Source organism: Actinoplanes cyaneus (assembly GCF_016862095.1).
Taxonomy (GTDB): Bacteria; Actinomycetota; Actinomycetes; order Mycobacteriales; family Micromonosporaceae; genus Actinoplanes; species Actinoplanes cyaneus.
In genome coordinates this window covers 299,960-319,980 of the sequence record NZ_BOMH01000007.1, presented here as the reverse complement: position 1 = coordinate 319,980, position 20,021 = coordinate 299,960, and the positions used below count along the sequence as shown (strand labels likewise).

The window sequence follows — 20,021 nt, the reverse complement described above, 5'->3', positions numbered from 1 at the left end:
AGGGGTGGGCGTACTGCGGGAAATGGGCATGGAGCGACTGCCTGCCGCGGGCGGCAGGAAAGCGGATACGACGACGGCGGCCCTATGGCCGCCGTTCGTCAGTGTGGGCCGAAGCCGTCAGCGATGTCCCTCCGGCCGCTGCTTCCACCGGTCCTCGAGACGGTCCAGGAAGCCGCCGCTGCCCTTTCGGCCTTGGCGGGTCCGCCGGGAGGCGGTGCCTCCGACGGATCTGAGGTCGGGGGTCTGGCCACGCTTGCGCGACTGCATCGCGAAGGCGGCCGACCCGAGCATCACGACGAAGCCGGCAACGCCGAGCAACACCGTGCCCGAGGCTGCCCCGTAAACGACGAGAGCCAGACCAAGCACGATCACGAACGCGGCGATGATGAGCCGGCGCCGTGCGTGGAAACGCGGGTCGCTGGCCCGCACAGCCGAGGCGAATTTGGGGTCCTCGGCAAGCGACCGCTCGATCTGATCGAACAGCCGCTGCTCGTGCTCCGAGAGCGGCACGGCTTTCCTCCCCGGGCGCATGTCCGGCCCAAGTGGGGCCGGGGCAGCCGTCGGCTGCCTTATCACGCAAGTCTACGAGGGGGTTGCCGGGTCGGAAAGCGGGACGACGGCCGAGTGCGGGTGATTTTCCCGCCCCGGAAGATCGTTTCGTCCGAAAAGCCCGTCTCACCTGCCCGATTACGTCGTGTGAAGCGACTGCGACATCGAGTGATACGGATGCCCGCGATCAGGAGGACGCGATCAGCAGGGGGACTGTCATCTCCGCGGCCGTGGCCGAACCGTGGTAGGCGACGAGTTGACCGGCCTTCACCGGCTCCCAGCCGGAGGCCACCGCGACCGCCCGGCCCCAGCAGATCACGACGACGTCCCCGATCCGCTCGGCGTGGGCGGCCGGCACCGGCCCGAACCAGCCGTCGTCGATCGCCTCCTCGCGGGAGAGCACCGAGGCGTCCGCTCCGAAGACCGCACGCCAATTCGCCAGTACGTCGTCCCGCGCGCCCGCCTCCACGTGCAGATAGCGCACCCGCGGCTCACCGGCCACCCCGGCGACGCCCTCGCACAGTGCAGGGATCGCGGCCATGTCCCGGCGGCCCTCCAGCGGAACGTTGAGCTGGCCGTGGTCGGCGACCACCAGCAGCGCGGACCGTGGCGGCAGCCCGTGCACCAGCCGGTCGAGCAGCTTGTCGACGCCGCGGGCGGCCTGGCGCCAGGTGTCCGAGCCGACCCCGTCCTCGTGGCCGAAGTGGTCGAGGTCCGGGTGGTAGCCGTAGACCAGGGCCGGCCCGTCCGCCGCACGCAGGGCGTCGAGCATCCCGTCGGCGACGGCGGCACCGTCCGCGGCGCCACGGTAGGCGCCACCCCGGTTCGCCGCGAGGGACAGGCCACTGCCCTCGAACTGTGGCTTGCTGACGACGGTGACCCGGACGCCGGCCGCGGTGGCCAGCTCCATGCGGGTCGGGACCGGCTGCCACGTACGCGGGTCGGGGTCGTCTCCCCACAGGATGTGGGTGAGTGGCCGCCCGTCGGGCCGGCGGACCGTGAAGCCGAGGACGCCGTGCGCTCCGGGCGGGACGCCGGCGCCGAGCGTGACCAGGCTGACCGGGGTCGTGGACGGGAAGCCGGCGGTCAGCGTGCCGGCGTGACCGCGCCCGCCGGCGGCCAGGTCGGCGAGGACCGGGGCGTGCGGGGCGGCCAGCGCCAGTTGGTACGCCCCGAGCCCGTCCACGAGCAGCACCGCGATCTTGTCGACGCCGTCGAGCCGGGCGCCGAGGCCGAGCACGTCGGTCGCGCCGGGGACGCCGAGCACCGCGCTGACGCTGGGCAGCAGGTCGGCGAGGCTGCCCGTCCCGTAGGCGGGCCGGACCATCCGCAGCGCATCGGGGTGCAGCCCGTCCTCCGGGAAGCCGGCGCCGGCGGAGGCGACGCTCATGGCCGGCGGGCGAACAGGTGCAACTGGGAGGCGATGTCCCGGAACGGCGGCTGCGCGCTCAACGCCAGCTCCAGCTCCACCACCGCCTGCGGGTCCTCCTCCAGCACCGTCGCCGGGAGCAGGTCGGCCACCACCCGGACGCCATGGGTCTGCTCGACCTCGAGCCCGGCGGACCGCAGCAGCTCGGCGGCGGTCGCCGCGTCGTAGCGCCGGCGCAGTGTGTCCCGCGGCCCGGACCTGCCCTCCGGGTCGGTGACCAGGGCGGACGCCGCCCGCAGATGACCGTTGACGGCCCGGCCGAGGATCGCCGCGGCGCGCCCGGCGACCAGCAGGCTCACCGCGCCGCCGGGCCGCAGCGCCCCGGCGATCGCGGAGATCACCTGTGACGGATCGTCGACGACCTCGAGCACGGCGTGGCACAGGATCAGGTCGGCGCTGCCCGGCTCGACCAGCCCGGCGAGCGCGTCGCCGTCGCCCTGCACGGCGTGCACCCGCTCGGCCACGCCGGCGTCGGCGGCGCGGCGGGTCAGGGCGGCCAGCGCGTCGGGGCTGGCGTCGATGACGGTGACCGTGTGCCCGGCCTCGGCCAGGGGCACGGCGAACCCGCCGGTGCCGCCGCCCACGTCGAGGACGGTCAGCTCACGGCCGGCGTGCCTGTCCAGCTCGCGGCGCAGCACAGCCCAGACCGCCGCGGTGCGAGCGGTGGCGAGCGGCCGGCCGGTACGTGCGATTGCGGTGTCCACGCAGGCAGCCTAGCCGCCCGGACAAGCCTAGAAATCGAACAGGACGCCCGTGGCGCGATTCATCTCGCAACTGTTGCCGTAGGTGTGCGCCCAGGTCACCGAGCGTCCCCGCCACATGCCGCTGAGCTGCGCGGTGACCGGTTTGTAGAGCAGGAAGCAGTAGCGGTCGGCGGGGGTGAGCCGCGCCGGGTCGGCCCCGGCGCGGGACAGTGCGGCGCAGGCCTGGGAGGGCTTGGGATGCCCGCCGCCGTCCGGGTCGCAGGTGAGCCTGACCGCGGCGGCGCCGCCACCGGCCTCGGCGACGCGGGTGAGGACGAGTCGTGAGCCGGTGGGCGGCCCCGGTCGCGGGCCGGCGGCGGCGGGCGCCGCGACGGCCAGGACGGCCGTGGCGACGGCGAGACTCGTGCAGATTCGGAACGACATGGCGCACTCCCCCGAGGCTTCCTGGTGACGCACCCTATGCCATCCGGTCCGGCATTTCCGGCAAATCACGAAGTTGCCGGGTGCTCAGCGGAAGTCCCGCGAGGCGGGCGTCACCGGCGGGTTCAACGTCTCCAGCCGGTCCGCCACCAGGTTCAGCACCCCCTCCACCTTCTCCAGCTTCCCGCGTACGAGCAGCGCCGCGCTGCTCCGCGCGACCCGCCGGTACCGCAGCCACAGCCCGGGCGAGCAGGTCACGTTCAGCATCCCGGTCTCGTCCTCCAGGTTCACGAACGTCACCCCGCCCGCGGTCGCCGGCCGCTGCCGATGGGTGACGATCCCGCCGACCAGGACCCGGCTCCCGGCATCCACCGCGGGCAGCGCGGAGATCGGCAGCGCCCCGGCCCGGTCGAGGTGGTCGCGCAGGAACCGCGCCGGATGCGTCTCCGGGGACAGCCCGGTCGCCCAGACGTCCGCGACCAGCGTGTCCACCTCGCTCATCCCGGGCAGCATCGGCGCGTCGGTGCCGGTCACCGTCCCGGGCAGCCGGTCCGGCTTGTCCTGCGCGGCCGCCCCGGCGGCCCACAGCGCCTCGCGCCGGGACAGGCCGAAGCTCGCGAAGGCGTCGGCCGTGGCGAGCGCCTCCAGGTGCGCGGCCGAGCATCCTGCCCGGCGGGCAAGATCGGTCATCGATCGGTACGGCCCGTGGTCGCGCCGTTCCCTCTCGATCCGCTCGGCGAGCTCCGTCCCGATCGTCCGGACCGCGCCCAGCCCCTGCCGGACCGCGGGGCCGCCCAGCCCCCACGCGTGCGGCGGCTCACCGGGCAGCGCGGCGCGACGGCTCCGCGGGGTGGTCTCCAGCGTCGCCATGGCGTTGCTGAGGTTGATGTCGGGGCGGCGCACCTCGACGCCGTGCCGGCGGGCGTCGTCGACCAGCGTCTGCGGTGAGTAGAAGCCCATGGGCTGGGCGTTCAGCAGCGCGGCGCAGAACGCGGCCGGGTGGTACCGCTTGAGCCAGGCGCTCGCGTAGACCAGGTACGCGAAGCTCATCGCGTGACTCTCCGGGAAGCCGTAACTGGCGAACGCGGAGAGCTTGTGGAACAGGTCGTCGGCGAGCTCGCCGGTGATCCCGTTGGCGGCCATCCCCTCGTACAGCCGAATCCTGATCTTCTCCATCTTCTCGACGGACCTCTTCGCACCCATGGCGCGCCGCAACTGATCGGCCTCGGAGGGATCAAAACCGGCCACGTCGATGGCCAGTTGCATGAGCTGCTCCTGGAAGAGCGGGACGCCGAGGGTCTTGGCCAGCGCGTTCTCCATCAGCCGGTGGGGGACCGTCGGCGCCTCCAGGCCGTTCTTGCGCCGGATGTACGGGTGGACGGAGCCGCCCTGGATCGGCCCGGGGCGGATCAGCGCCACCTCGATCACCAGGTCGTAGAACTTGTCCGGTTTGAGCCGTGGCAGCGTCGCCATCTGCGCCCGGCTCTCCACCTGGAAGACGCCGACCGAATCGGCCCGGCGGAGCATCTGGTAGACCTCGGCGTCGTCGAGGCGCATCGTGCCGATGTCCAGCTCGCTCTCGATCATGTCGTAGGCGTAGTGCAGCGCCGACAGCATCCCGAGCCCGAGCAGGTCGAACTTGACCAGGTCGACCGCGGCGCAGTCGTCCTTGTCCCACTGCAGCACGCTGCGGCCCGGCATCCGCCCCCACTCGACCGGGCAGACCTCGATGATCGGGCGGTCGCAGATCACCATGCCGCCGGAGTGGATGCCCAGGTGGCGGGGGAAGTTCTGCACCGCGTTGGCGAACTCGACGACCTGCTCGGGCATACCGGCGTCCGCCGTCGCGACGTCGCCCCAGCGGTCGATCTGCTTGCTCCACGCGTCCTGCTGGCCGGCCGAGAAGCCGAACGCGCGGGCCATGTCCCGCACCGCCGACCGGGGACGGTAGGAGATCACGTTGGCGACCTGCGCGGTGTGCTCCCGCCCGTACTTCTCGTAGACGTGCTGGATCACCTCCTCGCGACGATCCGACTCGATGTCCACGTCGATGTCCGGCGGGCCGTCCCGCTCGGGCGCGAGGAAACGCTCGAAGAGCAGGTTGTACTCGACCGCGTCGACGTTGGTGATCCGCAGCGCGTAACAGACCGCGGAGTTGGCCGCCGAGCCGCGGCCCTGGCAGTAGATCTTCTCCCGGAGGCAGAACTGCACGATGTCGTACACGATCAGGAAGTAGCCGGGGAAACCCAGCTCCTCGATCATCCGGAGCTCGTACTCCAGCTGCCGGTAGGCCTTCGGGTGGTGCTCCCCGTACCGCTCCCGGGCGCCCCGCATGGTCAGCTCGCGCAGCCAGCTCATCTCGGTGTGCCCGGCCGGCACGTCGTAGTCCGGCAGCCTCGGCGCGACCAGCTCCAGGTCGAAGGCGAGGTCGTCGCCGTACATCGCGGCGTTCTCCACGGCGCCCGGATAGCCGGCGAACCGGCGCGCCATCTCGGCGCCGCTGCGCAGGTGGGCGGTGCCGGCCGCGGGCAGCCAGCCGTCCATCTCGTCCAGGCTGCGCCGGGCCCGGACGGCGGCGAGCGCGGTGGCCAGCCGCCGCCGCGACGGGGTCGCGTAGTGGACGTTCCCGGTCGCGACCACCTCCAGCCGGCGGCTGCGGGCCAGGTCGTAGAGGGCGTCGTTGTAGTCGCCGTCATACGGGTGACCCTGATCGGTCAACTCGACAGCCACGTTCGGCGCGCCGAAGAGGTCCACCAGCCGGTCCAGCTCCCACGCGGCGGCGTCCATCCCCTCAGTGGCCAGGGCCAGCGGGACCGGGCCCTTGCGGCAGCCGGTCAGCACCAGCACGTGGTCCTTGAGGATCTCGGCGATCTCTTCCGGACTCCCGTACTCCGGCTTGCCCTTCTCCCCACCCCGCAGCTGGGCCTGCGAGATCACCCGGGCCAGCCGGGCGTACCCCTCGTGCCCGTGCGCCAGGGCCAGCAGATGGGCGCCCTCCGGGTCGGGCTCGCCGTTCTGCGGCCGGGTCAGCCCCAGGGACAACTCGGCGCCGAAGATCGTCGGAAGCCCCAACTCCCGGGCCGCGCCGGAGAAGCGGACCACGCCGTAGAAGCCGTCATGATCGGTCACGGCCAGCCCGGTCAGGCCGAGCCGGGCGGCCTCCTCGGCGAGCTCCTCCGGGTGGCTGGCGCCGTCCAGGAAGCTGAAGTTGGTGTGACAGTGCAGCTCGGCGTACCTGACGGCGGCCTCGGTGCGCACCAGACCGGGCGCGGCACGGTACGGCTCGCGCTTGCGGCTGAACGCGGGCGAGTCACCACCGTCCGCCTCCGCCGCGATCGGATCGACCACCTGCCCCGGCCCCGGATCCGTCCACAGGCCCTGGCCCTGACCCTTCGCGGTCCCGGACAGCGCGGCCTCCAGCCGGGCCCAGGAGACGTCGGGATTGTGGAAACTCACCGCGCCATCCGATCGTCAGTCATAGATCGCCTCCACCGCCCACTGCCCCGCGTCCAGCGAGATCAGCACCGCTCGCCCGTCCGCCAGCGACAGCTGGAACCGTGCCCGCCGCCGCGTCTCCTCCGCCGCCCACCAGCGCTCCTCGACCGGCCACGGACCGGCCCAGCCGGTGATCGCCAGCGGCGCCGACCGATCCACCGTCAGCGTCGCCGGCGACCCGGTCAGTTCCAGGCGCGCGGAGACCCCGACCGGCATCCCGGTCTCGTCGTGCACCACCGCCGGGATCGGCTCCCGCAGTACCAGGGCCGGTGACGGTCTCGGCAGCCGCCCGGGCCAGGGAGGCAGTCTCTTGGAACCAGAACCCCACTGCTTCGCGCGTACGGCCGGAGCAGCGCCCGCCGTGGCCTCCGTCCCCGCCGCGGCCTCCCGCTCGCCGTTCCGCCCCGCCGTCGTTCCCGCATCGCCGCTCCGCCCCGCCGTTGTTACCGCATCGCCGCTCCGCCCCGCCACAGTCCCCGCATCGCCGCTCCGGCCCGCCGCGGTCCCCGCATCGTCGCTCCGGCCCGTCTCCGCGTCGCCGACCAGCCGCAGGTGAGAACGCGAAGGCGCCCGTTGTTCCGCGCCGGGAGCCACGACCGGGACCGGGAAACGGCGCGAGGCCGGGCCGCCGGGCAGCTCCGGGGCGACGGCACGGTCCAGGACCGGCACGGTGACCAGGCCGGGGATCGGCTCCTCGTGGAGGGCCGCGGGCCGGGCCGGCGAACGCTCGTCACCCCACGGGACCAGCCGCACCTGGTCGTCCCCGGAGCGTCCGCCCCCGATCACCGGCGTCACCACCGACTCCGGCCCGAGCAGGCCCTGGACCCGGCTGAACGCCCGATGCGCCCGGTCCCGCTCCGCCCCGGTGTCGCCCCAGAGGCCGGGCTGCAGACCGGCGTGCGCGAGGACCCCGCCCGGGATCAGGCTCAGCCGGACCAGGCCGGCGGTCGGACGGGCCGGGGCGTTCCGCCGGGCCCCGGTCAGCCAGCCGTCGAGCTGCCAGCGCACCCGCTCGGCGATCGCGGCCGCCGTGAGCAGGCCGTCGTGCCGCCAGACCCGGTGCAGTTCCTGGCCGTCCGCGGTGACCGCCTCGACGCCGAGCCGGGTGCAGGCCAGTCCGTACCCGGCGAGCCGTTCGTGCAGGCGCTCGGCCAGCACCCGCCCGGCGAAGGCGGCGGTGTCCACCCGGTCGAGCGGCTCGTCGTACGTCTCGGAGACCGCCAGATCGCGCGGCGGCTGCCGGACCGCGAGCGGCCGGTGGTCGCCTCCCCCGGCGAGGCGGTGCGCCAGCGCCCCGTCGAAGCCGAACCGGGTCAGCACGTCCCCGGCCGGCAGCGCCGCGAACTCGCCCAGCGTCTTTGCCCCGAGCCGGCGCAGCAGGTCGGTGAGCTCCGGCCGGCCCAGCGCCTCGACCGGGAAGCCGGCCAGGAACTCCGCGGACCCGCCCGGCGCGACGATCTTCCCGTCGCGGGCCGCGAGCCCGGCCGCGAACACCCCGTCCGCGATCCCGATCTGGCTCTCCACCGCGCAGGTCTGTGCGAGGTGCTCGACGATCCGCTCGGCCGCGGCCTCCTCACCCCCGTAATACCGCGACGGTCCGCGTGCCGCGAGCGCGCACGCTCCCGGTCGCACCACCTCGACCCCGGCCGCGACCTCCTCGACCGCGGCCACCACCGGCTCGAACGCCCGCGCGTCCCGCCCCGGGTCGTGCTCCACCACGATCAGTTGCGGACACCGCCCCTGGGCGTCCCGCCGCCGCAGCCCGCGCCGCACGGTCTCCCGCCGGGCCGCCTCGGAGCAGGCCAGCACCCGGTTGTCGGCGAACACCGCCACCGGCTCGGCGGCCGGCACCCCGAGCACGATCTCGGCGGCCGCCACCGGCCAGTCCGGGCACCAGACCAGCAGCGTCCGCACCGGTCCCGCCATCACTCACCCACCGACGAGCCCACCAGCGAGCCCACCGCCGAGCCTGCCGACGAGCCCACCAGCGAGCCCACCGATGAGTCCACCAGCGAGTCCACCGACGAGCCCACCGAGGAACCCGCCAACGCTCCGCGCCGCTCCCGCTCGAGCACGGCCGCCGGCCCCGGGCCACGCCGCTCCCGCACCGACACAGCCACCGCAGGCGTCCCGCGGCCGGCATCGGCGCCACGGCCCGGCCCGGCGAGCCGGATCGAAGTGTCGGGCCGGGAGCCGGGCTTGCCGGAACGGACCGCCGGAGCGCTCGGGCGCGTGGTCACCCCCGGCATCCAGAGGGTGAGCTCCCGGGGACGGGCCGCCGCGCCGCGGCCGTTGGCGGTGACGGTCACCTCCCGGCGGCGCAGGCGGCCCCAGCCGTCCCCGAGTCCTTCCCAGTGACCGCGGCTGACCTGCAGTGTCACGTCCGCGCCGGACCAGGCGCCGAACGGCATCAGCACACTGCCGCGCTGCCGGGCCCGGGCCGCGAGCCGGCTCACGACGGATCCGGCGACCGACCCGGGCACGGCCGTGACCACCACGTCCACGCCGTCGATCAGGGCGGCCACCACCGTCGGCCAGTCCGGGCCGGGGTCGGGCACCAGGGCGAGGCGTTCCAGCGCGATGCCGGTCTCGGCAGCGGCCAGCGCCCCCAGCGTCGGCAGCCCGACGACAGCGCACCAGGACCCGGCCCGGGACGCCGCCGCGAGCAGCGCCAGCATCAGTGAGGTCCCACCGCCGGCGGACGCGACCCGGCCACCGGCGACCGCCACCGTGCTCCCGCGTCGCAGCCCACCGCCGGGCAGCAGACTGCCCAGCTCGACCGCGACCGGAAGCATCCGGTGCGCGCCCGGCTCATCCGCCTCGCTCGCGGGACGAACCAGTCCCGCGAGCGCAGCCGTCCCGCTGATCATGCGCCCAGCCATCGTGCCCCGCTCTGTTCCCCGTGACAGCCCGGCGCGACGCCGCCGTCACGCCGGGTCGCAGCACGGCTCACGCCCTCCAGCTGGTTCTCATGGTCGTTGTTCGTGCCTCATAACGACCATGAGAACCAGCCGAGACCGTGACCGGGCCGCAGTGCTCTCTCTCCGCGACTGACAACGGCGGCGGGCGCAGACGACAGTGACCGGTCCGCGGACCGCGCCGGGTCAGGCGGCCAAGGGCGGCTGGTAGGAGAGCCCGAGCGAGGACTCCGCCACCGTCACGAACTGCTCGGCCGCGCGCAGCAGGTCGTCCGCCTCGCGGGCGCTCACCACGTGCGGGATGCCGGCCTCGGCCGCCGCGCGTTTGCCGGCGCCGAGAGCGAAGTAGCCCGCCCAGTCACCGAACTCGGGTGCGACCATCGCCAGCAGCGACCAGACACTGGTCGCCCTGGTGCGCCGCCCGGAGGCGGCCGGGCGGGCCCGGGCGGCGAGCAGAGCGGCGGCCGCGCGCAGGGCGGCGAGGTGCGCCGCCGCATAGCGCAAGCCGTCGGGAGTCGTGTGTGCCGCCTCCGCCAGACCCTGCCGGGCGATCGCCAGCAGCTGGGCCGGTGAACGGTGGGGCAGCATGTGCGCCGGAACGGTGGGCGTGTCGGCCCGGGCGGTCGCGCCGGGCGCCGAAGCATGCCCGGGGACCGGCGTCAGGCCGGGTGCCGCGGTGCTCGCCATGGTCGTTTCTCCTCGCCTGTTCCGCATCCGACGACGTACTGGCCGAACCGGACCGCTGCTGAGGAAGGCGCAACGGGCCAAACCTGAGGCCGGGGTGCCGGGGCCCCACGGGCAGTAGGAGCCCCGGCTGCGGACCGGCCGGATGTGAAGCTTCCCCACACCACACCCGGCCGGCCAACACCAACCGGCGGGTCCGCCGCCCACCACCGGGGGTCGGGGGTGACGAGCGGCGGCCTGCCTTGTCGCGAGACCCGGACCCGCGAATGCCCGGACCACGCAAACGGCACTTCGCGGGTGCCGCGCCCGGAAGACACGCCGCGAAACACGCTCCCGGGGGCCAGATCGAATGCTCGTTCGAACATCCGTTCTAACTACAGCAGAGACTAACACCCCCCTACGACAAAAAAGCAACCTCCGCGGCGCCACGGCGCCCACTTTTTCGAACAGATGATCGACACCGCGCCGACCCGGGAGGACCGGGCTGACGACGTACGGCAAAAGGCGCGAAAGCGTGGAAGAGGCTCAGCCGGTCGCGGCGTGAACGACGGCCTCGCCCGCGGAGGTGCGCAGGTAGAGGACGCTGCGGCCGGCTCGCCGCCGGGTCACCAGGCCCGCCTCCAGCAGCACCCGCAGGTGACCGCCGACCGACCCCAGGGCCAGTCCGGTGATCGCCACCAGCTGGCTGGTGCTCCTCGGCTGCGCCAGCTCCAGCAGGATCCGCGCCCGGCCCGCCCCGAGCAGCCGCCCGAGCGCCCCGGGCACCACCCCGCCGGGGCCGGGGTCGGCCAGCACCCCGGTCGCGCGGTACATCAGGGCGTACCGCGTCGGCTGCGGCTCCTGCCAGGACACCCAGCCGCGGCCGAGGGTGTTCGGCACGAAGAGCAGCTGCGCCCCGGAGATGTCCCGCGGTGGGTAGTCGAACGCGTTGATCTGCAGCCGTCCCCCGCCCAGCCAGCGCATCCCGGTGCGCATCCGGTCCAGCGCGGCCCGCCAGCCGCCGAGGCTGAGCTGACGGGTCCGGGCCAGGACGTCCGCCTCCAGGAGGCGGCGGCGCCGGGGCCAGTCCGGTTCGATCCCGGTACGCCAGATCCAGCTCAGCAGGTCGGCCATCCGCGGGCCGAGGTCGTCCCGGTCGAGCGCGGCCGGCAGGCGACCGCCCAGCCCTTCGGCGAGGTGGGCGCGGGCCGCCGCGGGCGGAGTGTCCCGGACCACCGCCACCTCGTCCGCGAATGGCCGCTCCACGTCGGTGGGCGGCGGCGCGACGAAGTCCGCGATCCAGTGTGCCAGCAGCGCGGTCCCGACCAGCTCCGCGGTGATCGGATCGCCGGCGAGGCGCTCCCGATAGGCCGGGCCGTGCGCGCGCAGCCACTCCCGGTCGGACGGGAGCTCCGCGGTGTCCCAGCGCAGCCGCATCAGCCCGGCCGTCGTCTCGGCCAGCGGGGAGAGCACGAAACGGCTGGTCGCGAGCGTGTCGGCGTCGACCTGCCACCAGCCCACGAGACACCACCTTTCGCTGCTGCCCGAAACATTAACCACCTCGCGCGGCGACCCGAAGACTGACGAACCATGCGCACCTACGGCGATCTGTTCCGGACCCCCGAGTTCACCCCGGTCTTCGCGGCGGCCTGCCTGCAGAGCGCCGCGGCCACCGTGATCGGGCTGGCGCTGGCCACCGACGTCTACGCCCGCACCGGCTCGCCGTTCCTCGCCGCGATCAGCATGTTCGGCCCGTCGCTGGCCCAGCTGGCCGGCGCGACGCTGCTCCTGTCCGCGGCGGACCGCTGGCCCCCGCGCGCCGCGGCTGCCGGGCTGGCCCTGCTCACCGCCGGGCTGACAGCGCTGCTGGCACTGCCCGGGCTGCCGCTCGGCGGGGTGTTCACGGTGCTGCTCGCGATGGGGCTGGCGGCGTCGATCAGCGGCGGGGTGCGGGCCGGGCTGCTCACCGAGGTGGTCGGCGACGCGTACCTGCTGGGGCGCTCTGCCCTGAACATCTCCAACGGGGGCATGCAGATCGCCGGGTTCGCCGCCGGGAGCGCGCTGGTGTCGGTGCTGTCACCGGCCGGGACGCTGCTCACCGGCGCCGCGTTCCACCTGGTCGCGGCAGTGGTGATCCGGCTCGGCCTGACCCGGCGCGCACCCCGGGCCGCGGGCCGTCCGTCGGTGAGGGCGACGTGGCGGGTCAACCGTCGGCTGTGGATGCTTCCCGGCGTACGGCCGGTCTACGCCGGGCTGTGGGTCCCGAACGGCCTGATCGTCGGCTGCGAGGCGTTGTTCGTGCCGTTCGCCCCGTCCGGCGCGGGGCTGCTGCTGGCCGGTTCCGCCCTGGGCATGCTCGCCGGGGACGTGCTGGCCGGGCGGTTCCTGCCGCCGCTGTGGCGCCGCCGGCTGGCGCCGTTCCTGCGGTTGCTGCTGGCCGTGCCGTACCTGCCGTTCGCGCTGCGTCCGCCGTTCGCCGTCGCGGTGGCGCTCGCCGTGGTCGCGGCCGTCGGCTACTGCTCCACCCTGCTGCTCCAGGAACGCCTGGTGGAGCTGACGCCGGACGAGAACCGGGGTCAGGCGCTCGGCCTGCACTCCGCCGGGATGCTGACCATGCAGGCGGTGTGCGCGGCGCTGGCCGGGGCGCTCGCCGAGCTGACCTCGCCGGCGACCGCGATCACGCTGCTGGCCGCCGGGTCGGTCGTGGTCACGCTGCTGCTCGCCCCGGCCCTGCGGGAGCCGGCCGGGCCCGCGACGGTCGGCCTCTCCGTCACCGGGCGCGGATGACAGGATGCAGCAGAGTTCCGACAACCCGGTTCTGGAGGCGTGATGGCGCAGACGATCGTGATCACCGGCGGCAGTTCCGGCATCGGGCTGGCCGCGGGAGAGCAGCTGGCGGCCCGTGGCGACGAGGTCGTGCTGGTCGGCCGCGATCCCGACCGGCTGGCGGCGGCGGCCGAGAAGGTCAAGGAGGCGGGGAACGGCCGGGCCCCGCGGCACTACCGGGCCGACTTCGAGAACTTCGCGGAGGTCCGGGAACTGGCCGCCCACCTGCTCGAGGATCTCCCCCGGATCGACGTCCTGGCGAACAACGCCGGCGGCATCATCGCCCGCCCGCGGGAGACCGTCGACGGCTACGAGGCCACCCTGCAGGCCAACCATCTGAGCCCGTTCCTGCTCACCCACCTGCTGCGGGACCGCCTGACCGGCGGGCGCGTGGTGAACACGGCGTCCCGCGCGCACATGCAGGGCAAGCCGGGGACGAACTTCACCGACGAGTACAAGTCGTACAACCAGTGGCGTTCCTACGGGGCCAGCAAATCGGCCAACATCCTGTTCGCGGCGGAGGCCGCCCGGCGCTGGCCCGAGGTGCTGAGCGTCTCCTTCCACCCCGGCGTGGTCCGCACCAACTTCGGCGCCGGCCGGCTGACCCGGTTCTTCTACAAGCACGCGCCCGGCCTGGTCACCCCGCAGGCCGCCGGCGAGCTGCTCACCTGGCTCTGCACCAGCACGGAGCTGGAGAACGGCGCGTACTACGTCGGTCACACCGTCACCCGCCCGGCCGCGCACGCCCGCGACCCGCAACTGGCCGCCGACCTGTGGGAGGCGAGCCTGACCGCGACCGGGGCGGCGTGAGCGGGATGCCCGAGCACGTCACCCTCCACGTCTGGCGGGTGCCCCGGCGCGCCGTCGGCTCGGCCCTGCTGCGCATGGCGTTCGCGCGCCGCCTGCTGGGCGACGTCCGGTTCGGCAAGTTCCTCGGCACCGGCACCGGGACGTCCTTCGGACCCGGCGATGCGGACCTGTCCCGCTGGGCTGCCCTCACGGTGAGCGATTCGCCGGTACGTTTCCCCGCCTGGGACCGGATCGCGACCGGTCACGCCCGCGTCGAGCTGGAGCCGCTGATCAGCCGTGGCACCTGGTCCGGGCACAGCCCGTTCGCGCCGACCGGCCGCCGCCACGACGGCATGGTGCTGGCGCTGACCCGTGCCCGGCTGCGGCCGGCCCGCGCGCTGCGGTTTTGGCGGGCGATCCCGGCCGTCGCCCGTGAGGTGGCCGACGCTCCCGGCCTGCTCGCCCGCTTCGGGGTCGGGGAGGCGCCGATCGGCTGGCAGGGCACGGTCAGCGTGTGGCGCGGCGCGGCGGATCTGACCGCGTTCGCGTACCGTCAGCCGGAGCATCGCGCGGCGATCGCCCGGACCCCGGCCGACCGCTGGTATGCCGAGGAGCTGTTCGCCCGGTTCGCGGTGCTCGGCATCAGCGGTGACCGGTCCGTCCTGGGCTGGGCACCGGGACAGGAGCGGACGTAAGCGATGAGGCTCGTAGCGTGGCAGCCGGATGACCTGCTGCGTCGGCTCGACGACGTGGTCGGGGTCTACGGCGAGGCGATGGGCTACCGCCAGGAGCTGCTGCAGACCCGCCGGGGATACATCGGCTCGCACGTGCGCCGGCCCGGCTTCCGCGCGGTGGCGACGCTGACCACCGAGGGCCGGCTGATGGGCTTCGGTTACGGGTATGCGTCCCAGTCCGGCCAGTGGTGGCACGACCAGGTCAAGTCCGCTCTCGCCGAGGGCCCGCGCCGGCAGTGGCTGGCCGACTGCTTCGAGGTGGTCGAGCTGCACGTGCGCCCGGCCGCGCAGGGTCACGGGGTCGGCGCCCGCCAGCTGCGCGCGCTGCTCGCCATGGCCAAGGGCTCGACCGTCCTGCTGTCCACGCCGGAAGCCGACGAGCAGGCGTCCCGCGCCTGGCGGCTGTACCGGCGGTATGGCTTCTCCGACGTCCTGCGGCACTTCTACTTCCCCGGCGACGAGCGGGCGTTCGCCGTTCTGGGCCGGGAGCTGCCCCTGGTGGAGCTGCCGGTCGAGGACGCGTCCGGCCGGGCCGGCGGCGCATAGCCGGTGCGCGCTCGTTTCCTGCCCTGGGCACTGCTCGGGGCGCTCGTCCTCGCCCAGATCTGCTACCCGCTGACCGGCGGCGCCGCCCGCGCCCGGCTGACCGTGATCACCGTGCTGCTCGGGGTCGCGTTCTCGCTGGTCCACGCGCTGCTGGCCCGGGGCCCGCGGGCGGCCGGCGCGTTGCTGCTGACCGCGACGCTGGGCGGTTTCGCGGTCGAGGCGATCGGGGTGGCCACCGGGTTCCCGTTCGGCACGTACGAGTACTCCGGGCGCCTCGGCCCGCGCCTGCTCGACGTGCCGCTGATCATCCCGCTGGCCTGGACCTGGATGGCCTGGCCGGCCTGGCTCGCCGCGCTGCGCGTCGCCCGCCGCCGGCTCACCCGGGTCGTGGTCGCCGGCGCCGGGCTGGCCGCGTGGGACGTCTTCCTCGACCCGCAGATGGTCGCCGAGCGCTACTGGGAGTGGGCCGACCCGACGCCCGCGCTGCCCGGCGTTCCCGGCATCCCGATCGGCAACTACCTGGGCTGGCTCGGCTTCGCCCTGGTCCTGATGGCCGCCCTGTCCGCGGTCGCCGGGCGGGCGGCGTCGGAACCGCTCGCCTCCGACGCGCCGGCTCTCGCGCTGTGGCTCTGGACCTACGCCTCGTCGGTGCTGGCCCACGCGGTCTTCCTGGGGCTGCCCGCCTCGGCGGCGTGGGGTGCCGTCCTGATGGGCGCGGCCGTCCTCCCGCTGGTCCCGCGCCTGCGCGCCACGACTCCGGCGCTGCGATGACCGGGCCGGCCCCCGCCTCCGGAGCCCCGCGGGGTGACCGCGCATGATCGTCGCCTGGCTCCTGCTGGTGCCGCTGACGCTGCTCACCGCGCACACCGCGGTCAACGCCCTGCTGCTGCGCCGCCCCCGCCGGGGCGCGACCACCACCGAGCGCGTCGCCGTCCTGCTCCCGCTGCGCGACGAGGCCGGGCGGGTCACCCCGTGCCTGCGGTCGTTGCTGGCCCAGGAGGGCGTGCCGGGCCTGACGATCCACGTCCTCGACGACGGCTCCACGGACGGCACCGCGGAGGTGGTCCGCGAGGTGGCCGGCGATCGGGTGCGGCTGCACACCGGCACTCCCCCGCCGCCGGGCTGGCTCGGCAAGCCGCACGCCTGCCACCTGCTCGGTGCGTACGCCGCGGACGCGGACGTGCTGGTGTTCGTGGACGCGGACGTGGTGCTGGAGCCGGATGCCGTGGCCGGCGCTGTCGACCTGTTGCGGGGCACCGGCGTGACGCTGCTCAGTCCGTACCCCCGGATCGCCGGTGCCGGACGCCTCGTCCAGCCTCTCCTGCAGTGGTCCTGGCTCACCTTTCTCCCGCTGCGGGCGATGGAACGCTCGCCGCGCCCGTCCCTGGCCGCCGCCGGTGGCCAATGGCTGGTCCTGGACCGGGCCGGATATCAGCGCGCCGGTGGCCACGCCGCGGTCCGCGACGAGATCCTGGAGGACATCGCCCTGGCCCGCGCGGTCAAGCGCACCGGCGGGCGGATCGCCCTCGCCGACGGCTCCTACCTGGCCACCTGCCGCATGTACGACTCGTGGCGCGAGCTCACCGACGGTTACACCAAGTCCCTCTGGGCGTCCTTCGGCTCCGCTTCCGGCGCGGCCTGCGTCGTGGTCCTTCTCCTTCTGCTGTACGTCGTTCCGCCGTTCCTGGCCCCGCAGGCGGCCCTGCCGGCGGTGCTCGCCTACCTGCTCGGCGTCACCGGGCGCGTGATCACGGCCCGGGCGACCGGCACCCGCCCGTTCCCGGACGCCCTCGCCCACCCGGTCTCGATCGTCCTGTTCGGGTCTCTGATCGCCCGCTCGTTCCACCGGAGACGCACCAACCGGCTCTCCTGGCGCGGCCGTCCGATCCCCTGACCGTCCGGCGGCAAGGGGCCCCGCGCGAGCGGAATCGGCCCCGATCACGGATCATCTCGGCATGAGCGACATCGTGGTGATCGGCGCCGGCGTCGGCGGGCTGGCAGCGGCGATCCGGCTGGCCGGGGCCGGGCACCGGGTCACCGTGCACGAGCGTTCCGGCACGGCCGGCGGCAAGCTCGCCGCGTTCGAGCGGGACGGTTTCCGCTTCGACACCGGCCCGAGCCTGCTCACCCTGCCGCAGGTCTTCGCCGGCCTGGGCCTGGGTCTGCGCCCCGAGCCGCTGGACCCGCTGGTCCGGCACTTCTTCCCGGACGGCACGGTCCTCGACTCGTCCTCCGATCACGAGGCCTTCCTCGACCGGATCGGCGCCGCTCTCGGCCCGGACGCCGCCCGCGACTGGGCCCGTCTCTGGCGCCGCGCCGAGCGGATCTGGCACGCTTCCTGGGAGTCGGTGCTGCAACGCCCGGTCACCGCGGCGTCCCTGGCCCGGCTCTCCTGGCGGGTCCGCGACCTGGCCGCGATCGCGCCGGGCCGGTCGCTGCGCGCGCTGGGCCGCCACTACCTGCGCGATCCCCGGCTGCGGATGCTGCTGGACCGGTACGCGACCTATGCCGGCGCGGATCCACGCCGGGCGCCCGCGGCGCTGGCCGCCATCCCGTACGCCGAAATGGCCTTCGGTGGGTGGTATCTGCCCGGTGGCCTGATCACGCTGGCCGCGGCGCTGCGCGCCAGGTGCGAGGAGCTGGGCGTGACGATCGCGCTGAACTCCCCGGTCACCGCGATCCTGGCCGATCGGAAGGTGCGCGGCGTCCGGCTGGCCGGCGGCACCGAGGTCCCCGCCGACATCGTGGTCTCCAACGTGGACGCGCTCACCCTCTACCGCGACCTGCTGCCCTCCCCGGGGCCACTGGCCGCGCTGGCCGACCGCAGCCTGGCCGGGTTCGTGCTGCTGCTCGGCGTGCGTGGCGAGACCCCCGAGCTGGCGCACCACAACGTGTTCTTCCCGCGGAACTACGACGCCGAGTTCGACGCGGTCTTCGGCGGTCCTGGGCGGCGGGCGCGACCGGCCGGCGACCCCACGGTCTTCGTCACCCGCGCGCCGGACCCGGCCGTCGCGCCGCCCGGGCACGAGGCGTGGTTCGTGCTGGTCAACGCGGCGTCACAGGGCACCGGATGGAACCAGGTGGACTGGCGGCGGCCGGGGCTGACGCAGGCGTACCGCGATCGGGTTCTCGACGTGCTCGCCGCGCGCGGCATCGACGTACGCCATCGCCTGCTCTTCGCGGAGACCCGCACGCCGGCCGACCTGGCCGACGCGACGGCCGCACCGGGGGGCGCCATCTACGGCACCGCCGGCGGCCTGCTGCGCCCCGCCAACCGCGGCCCCGTCGACGGCCTGTTCCTGGTGGGCGGCTCCACCCACCCCGGTGGCGGCCTCCCCATGGTCACCCTCTCCGCGAAGATCACCGCCGATCAGATAGGCCCCCCTCACTGACCTGACCCCCACCGCATTTCGCCCGCCGATGCCGAGAGCAATCAGCCGGTCCGGGGCAATGGTGGGTGGGGCCGATCGCGGTTGATCGCCCCCACCCGCGTGCGCGCCGACGTCCGTCAGGACAGGAAGCTGGCGAACGGGCCGTTGAGGATGCCGTTCTTCTGGCTCTGACTGAAGGTGCAGTTGGGGTAGTCGTAGAGCGAAGCCGACATGCAGGTGCCGTCGGTCGAGGTGGCGTCGGGCAGGCCGAAGGCGTGGCCCAACTCGTGGACCATTCCGCCGTACCAGCGGTTGATCGGGCCGTTGACACCCGCGGCGCCGTCCGCGTCGTGGCCGCTGAGCAGCACCCAGCCGTTGCCACCACCGCCGCCGGACTGGTTCGTCTCCTCGGCGCTGACCTCCTCGACGTTGATCCACCGGCTGTCGGCGCCGAACCGCTGTTGCAACTCACGCTGTCCGTTCTCGACCACGCACCAGTAGTGGTCGCCGCCGGTGCAGTTGTTGGTGATGTACCAGTTCGTGTCGTGCAGGCCGCCGACCACCTCGACGACCGGGTTGTTCAGCGTGAACGTCTTGCCGAGCTGGGCCTTGAAGAACCGCTGCGCTTCCTTCATCACGCTGGTGATGCCGTCGGGGTACCGCTGGTCGAACGCCTTGTCGGTGGGCTTGAGCCAGTAGACCCGGACGGTCCTGACCGGCGGCGTTCCGGTCGGTGGCGTGGTGGTCGGAGCGGTCGTCGGTGTGGTGGCAGGCGGGGTCGACGGAGGTGTCGTGGTGGTGCTGCCGGTGCAGGCGACGTTGTTCAGGGTGAAGCCGGTCGGCACCGGGTTCGACCCGGTCCAGGTTCCGTTGAAGCCGAACGACGCGCTTGCGCCGGTGGCCAGCGCCGCGTTGTAGCTCATGCCCGCTGCGGTGACCGCCGCCCCGGACTGGGTCACGGTGGCGTTCCACGCCTGACCGACGGTCTGCCCGGCGCCGAACGACCATCGCAGCGTCCACCCGGTGATCGGGTCACCGAGGTTGGTCACCGCCACGGAGGCGCCGAAACCACCCTGCCATTGCGAACTGACCGTGTACGACACCTGGCAGCCGGCGGCGGCGGCGTGCGCCGTCCTCGTCGTGACCGGGAGTGTCGCGCCCAGGCTGACCGCGAGCACCGATGCCAACAGGGGCCGAGTGCGTCCAGGTGCCATCTCGTTTCCTTCCTGATCAGGGCCGGCTCGGGCGGGTCCGTTGTCTCGACCCGTGTTTGCGGAGCACTACGAAATCGTTTTCGGTAAGGTACCACCAATGGATGATCATCAATAGACTTGCTTGGTGGCCTGCACAACACCTGATCCGAGCTCGCTCTCGGGCGCGGTGGTGAGGAGGCGCGGCTGGGTATGGGCGGTGGCCACGGCACGCTACGGGAGCCGCCCCGGCGCGGGCGGGTCTGCACCGGGGCCTGGCGCACGGTCGGCGGCCAGGGTCCTGAACAGCTTTTGCGACCTCGCCCGCCGCAGCCGCAGTGCGCCCGCGTAACGGCGTCCCGAAAAGGTTTCGGTGAACGTTGCGGT

At 73.9% G+C, this 20,021-nt stretch carries 17 protein-coding genes; 7 read left to right on the top strand and 10 right to left on the bottom strand.

All coding sequences use genetic code 11. The annotated features are described in order from the left end of the window. Window positions 1-117 precede the first annotated feature (117 nt). From Acy02nite_RS05805 to Acy02nite_RS05765, 9 genes are all read right to left on the bottom strand, one after another. A complete protein-coding gene (locus Acy02nite_RS05805; RefSeq protein WP_203738737.1) occupies window positions 118-510 on the bottom strand; it encodes an SCO2097 family morphological protein in 393 nt (130 codons plus the stop codon). 226 nt (window positions 511-736) lie between these two features. Beyond that, window positions 737-1,939 (bottom strand): alkaline phosphatase family protein, encoded by a 1,203-nt coding sequence (locus Acy02nite_RS05800; RefSeq protein ID WP_203738736.1) that lies wholly within the window; start codon window positions 1,937-1,939, stop codon window positions 737-739. After that, window positions 1,936-2,682: a methyltransferase domain-containing protein gene (locus tag Acy02nite_RS05795; RefSeq protein ID WP_203738735.1), complete on the bottom strand. Its 747-nt coding sequence runs from the start codon at window positions 2,680-2,682 to the stop codon at window positions 1,936-1,938. Before Acy02nite_RS05795 ends, Acy02nite_RS05800 begins: the two co-directional genes overlap by 4 nt. A gap of 27 nt (window positions 2,683-2,709) precedes the next feature. Then, window positions 2,710-3,105 (bottom strand): SSI family serine proteinase inhibitor, encoded by a 396-nt coding sequence (locus tag Acy02nite_RS05790; RefSeq protein WP_203738734.1) that lies wholly within the window; start codon window positions 3,103-3,105, stop codon window positions 2,710-2,712. A gap of 84 nt (window positions 3,106-3,189) precedes the next feature. After that, window positions 3,190-6,558 (bottom strand): error-prone DNA polymerase, encoded by a 3,369-nt coding sequence (locus Acy02nite_RS05785; protein WP_203738733.1) that lies wholly within the window; start codon window positions 6,556-6,558, stop codon window positions 3,190-3,192. Between the two features lie 15 nt (window positions 6,559-6,573). Continuing rightward, window positions 6,574-8,523: a DNA polymerase Y family protein gene (locus tag Acy02nite_RS05780; RefSeq protein WP_203738732.1), complete on the bottom strand. Its 1,950-nt coding sequence runs from the start codon at window positions 8,521-8,523 to the stop codon at window positions 6,574-6,576. Continuing rightward, a complete protein-coding gene (gene imuA', locus Acy02nite_RS05775) occupies window positions 8,523-9,467 on the bottom strand; it encodes a DnaE2-dependent mutagenesis accessory factor ImuA' (RefSeq protein ID WP_425548268.1) in 945 nt (314 codons plus the stop codon). The genes Acy02nite_RS05780 and imuA' overlap by 1 nt, the downstream gene beginning before the upstream one ends. Before the next feature lie 234 nt (window positions 9,468-9,701). After that, window positions 9,702-10,103, bottom strand: a complete 402-nt coding sequence (locus Acy02nite_RS05770) for an SAV_6107 family HEPN domain-containing protein (protein ID WP_203738863.1) — start codon at window positions 10,101-10,103, stop codon at window positions 9,702-9,704. 621 nt (window positions 10,104-10,724) lie between these two features. Further along, window positions 10,725-11,699, bottom strand: coding sequence for an ArsR/SmtB family transcription factor (locus Acy02nite_RS05765; protein WP_203738731.1), 975 nt, complete (start codon window positions 11,697-11,699; stop codon window positions 10,725-10,727). A 69-nt stretch (window positions 11,700-11,768) separates the two neighbouring features. Here Acy02nite_RS05765 and Acy02nite_RS05760 point away from each other — a divergent pair, with 69 nt between their 5' ends. The 7 genes from Acy02nite_RS05760 (at window position 11,769) to Acy02nite_RS05730 (ending at window position 18,465) form a co-directional block, all read left to right on the top strand. Further along, window positions 11,769-12,965, top strand: coding sequence for an MFS transporter (locus Acy02nite_RS05760; protein WP_203738730.1), 1,197 nt, complete (start codon window positions 11,769-11,771; stop codon window positions 12,963-12,965). Between the two features lie 42 nt (window positions 12,966-13,007). Continuing rightward, window positions 13,008-13,814, top strand: a complete 807-nt coding sequence (locus Acy02nite_RS05755) for an SDR family NAD(P)-dependent oxidoreductase (protein ID WP_203738729.1) — start codon at window positions 13,008-13,010, stop codon at window positions 13,812-13,814. A 5-nt stretch (window positions 13,815-13,819) separates the two neighbouring features. Beyond that, the gene (locus Acy02nite_RS05750; protein ID WP_203738728.1) at window positions 13,820-14,488 is read left to right on the top strand and encodes a monooxygenase; all 669 of its coding nucleotides are present in this window, start codon (window positions 13,820-13,822) and stop codon (window positions 14,486-14,488) included. 3 nt (window positions 14,489-14,491) lie between these two features. Continuing rightward, the gene (locus Acy02nite_RS05745) at window positions 14,492-15,073 is read left to right on the top strand and encodes a GNAT family N-acetyltransferase (RefSeq protein WP_203738727.1); all 582 of its coding nucleotides are present in this window, start codon (window positions 14,492-14,494) and stop codon (window positions 15,071-15,073) included. Window positions 15,074-15,076: 3 nt separating this feature from the next. Beyond that, window positions 15,077-15,844, top strand: a complete 768-nt coding sequence (locus tag Acy02nite_RS05740) for a carotenoid biosynthesis protein (protein ID WP_203738726.1) — start codon at window positions 15,077-15,079, stop codon at window positions 15,842-15,844. Between the two features lie 43 nt (window positions 15,845-15,887). After that, on the top strand, window positions 15,888-16,967 hold the full coding sequence (locus Acy02nite_RS05735; protein ID WP_203738725.1) for a glycosyltransferase family 2 protein: 1,080 nt from the start codon (window positions 15,888-15,890) through the stop codon (window positions 16,965-16,967). Window positions 16,968-17,028: 61 nt separating this feature from the next. Then, on the top strand, window positions 17,029-18,465 hold the full coding sequence (locus Acy02nite_RS05730; protein WP_203738724.1) for a phytoene desaturase family protein: 1,437 nt from the start codon (window positions 17,029-17,031) through the stop codon (window positions 18,463-18,465). A 116-nt stretch (window positions 18,466-18,581) separates the two neighbouring features. On the opposite strand, the gene Acy02nite_RS05725 is transcribed toward Acy02nite_RS05730, so the two are convergent. After that, on the bottom strand, window positions 18,582-19,658 hold the full coding sequence (locus Acy02nite_RS05725; protein WP_203738723.1) for a cellulose-binding domain-containing protein: 1,077 nt from the start codon (window positions 19,656-19,658) through the stop codon (window positions 18,582-18,584). Between the last annotated feature and the right edge of the window lie 363 nt (window positions 19,659-20,021).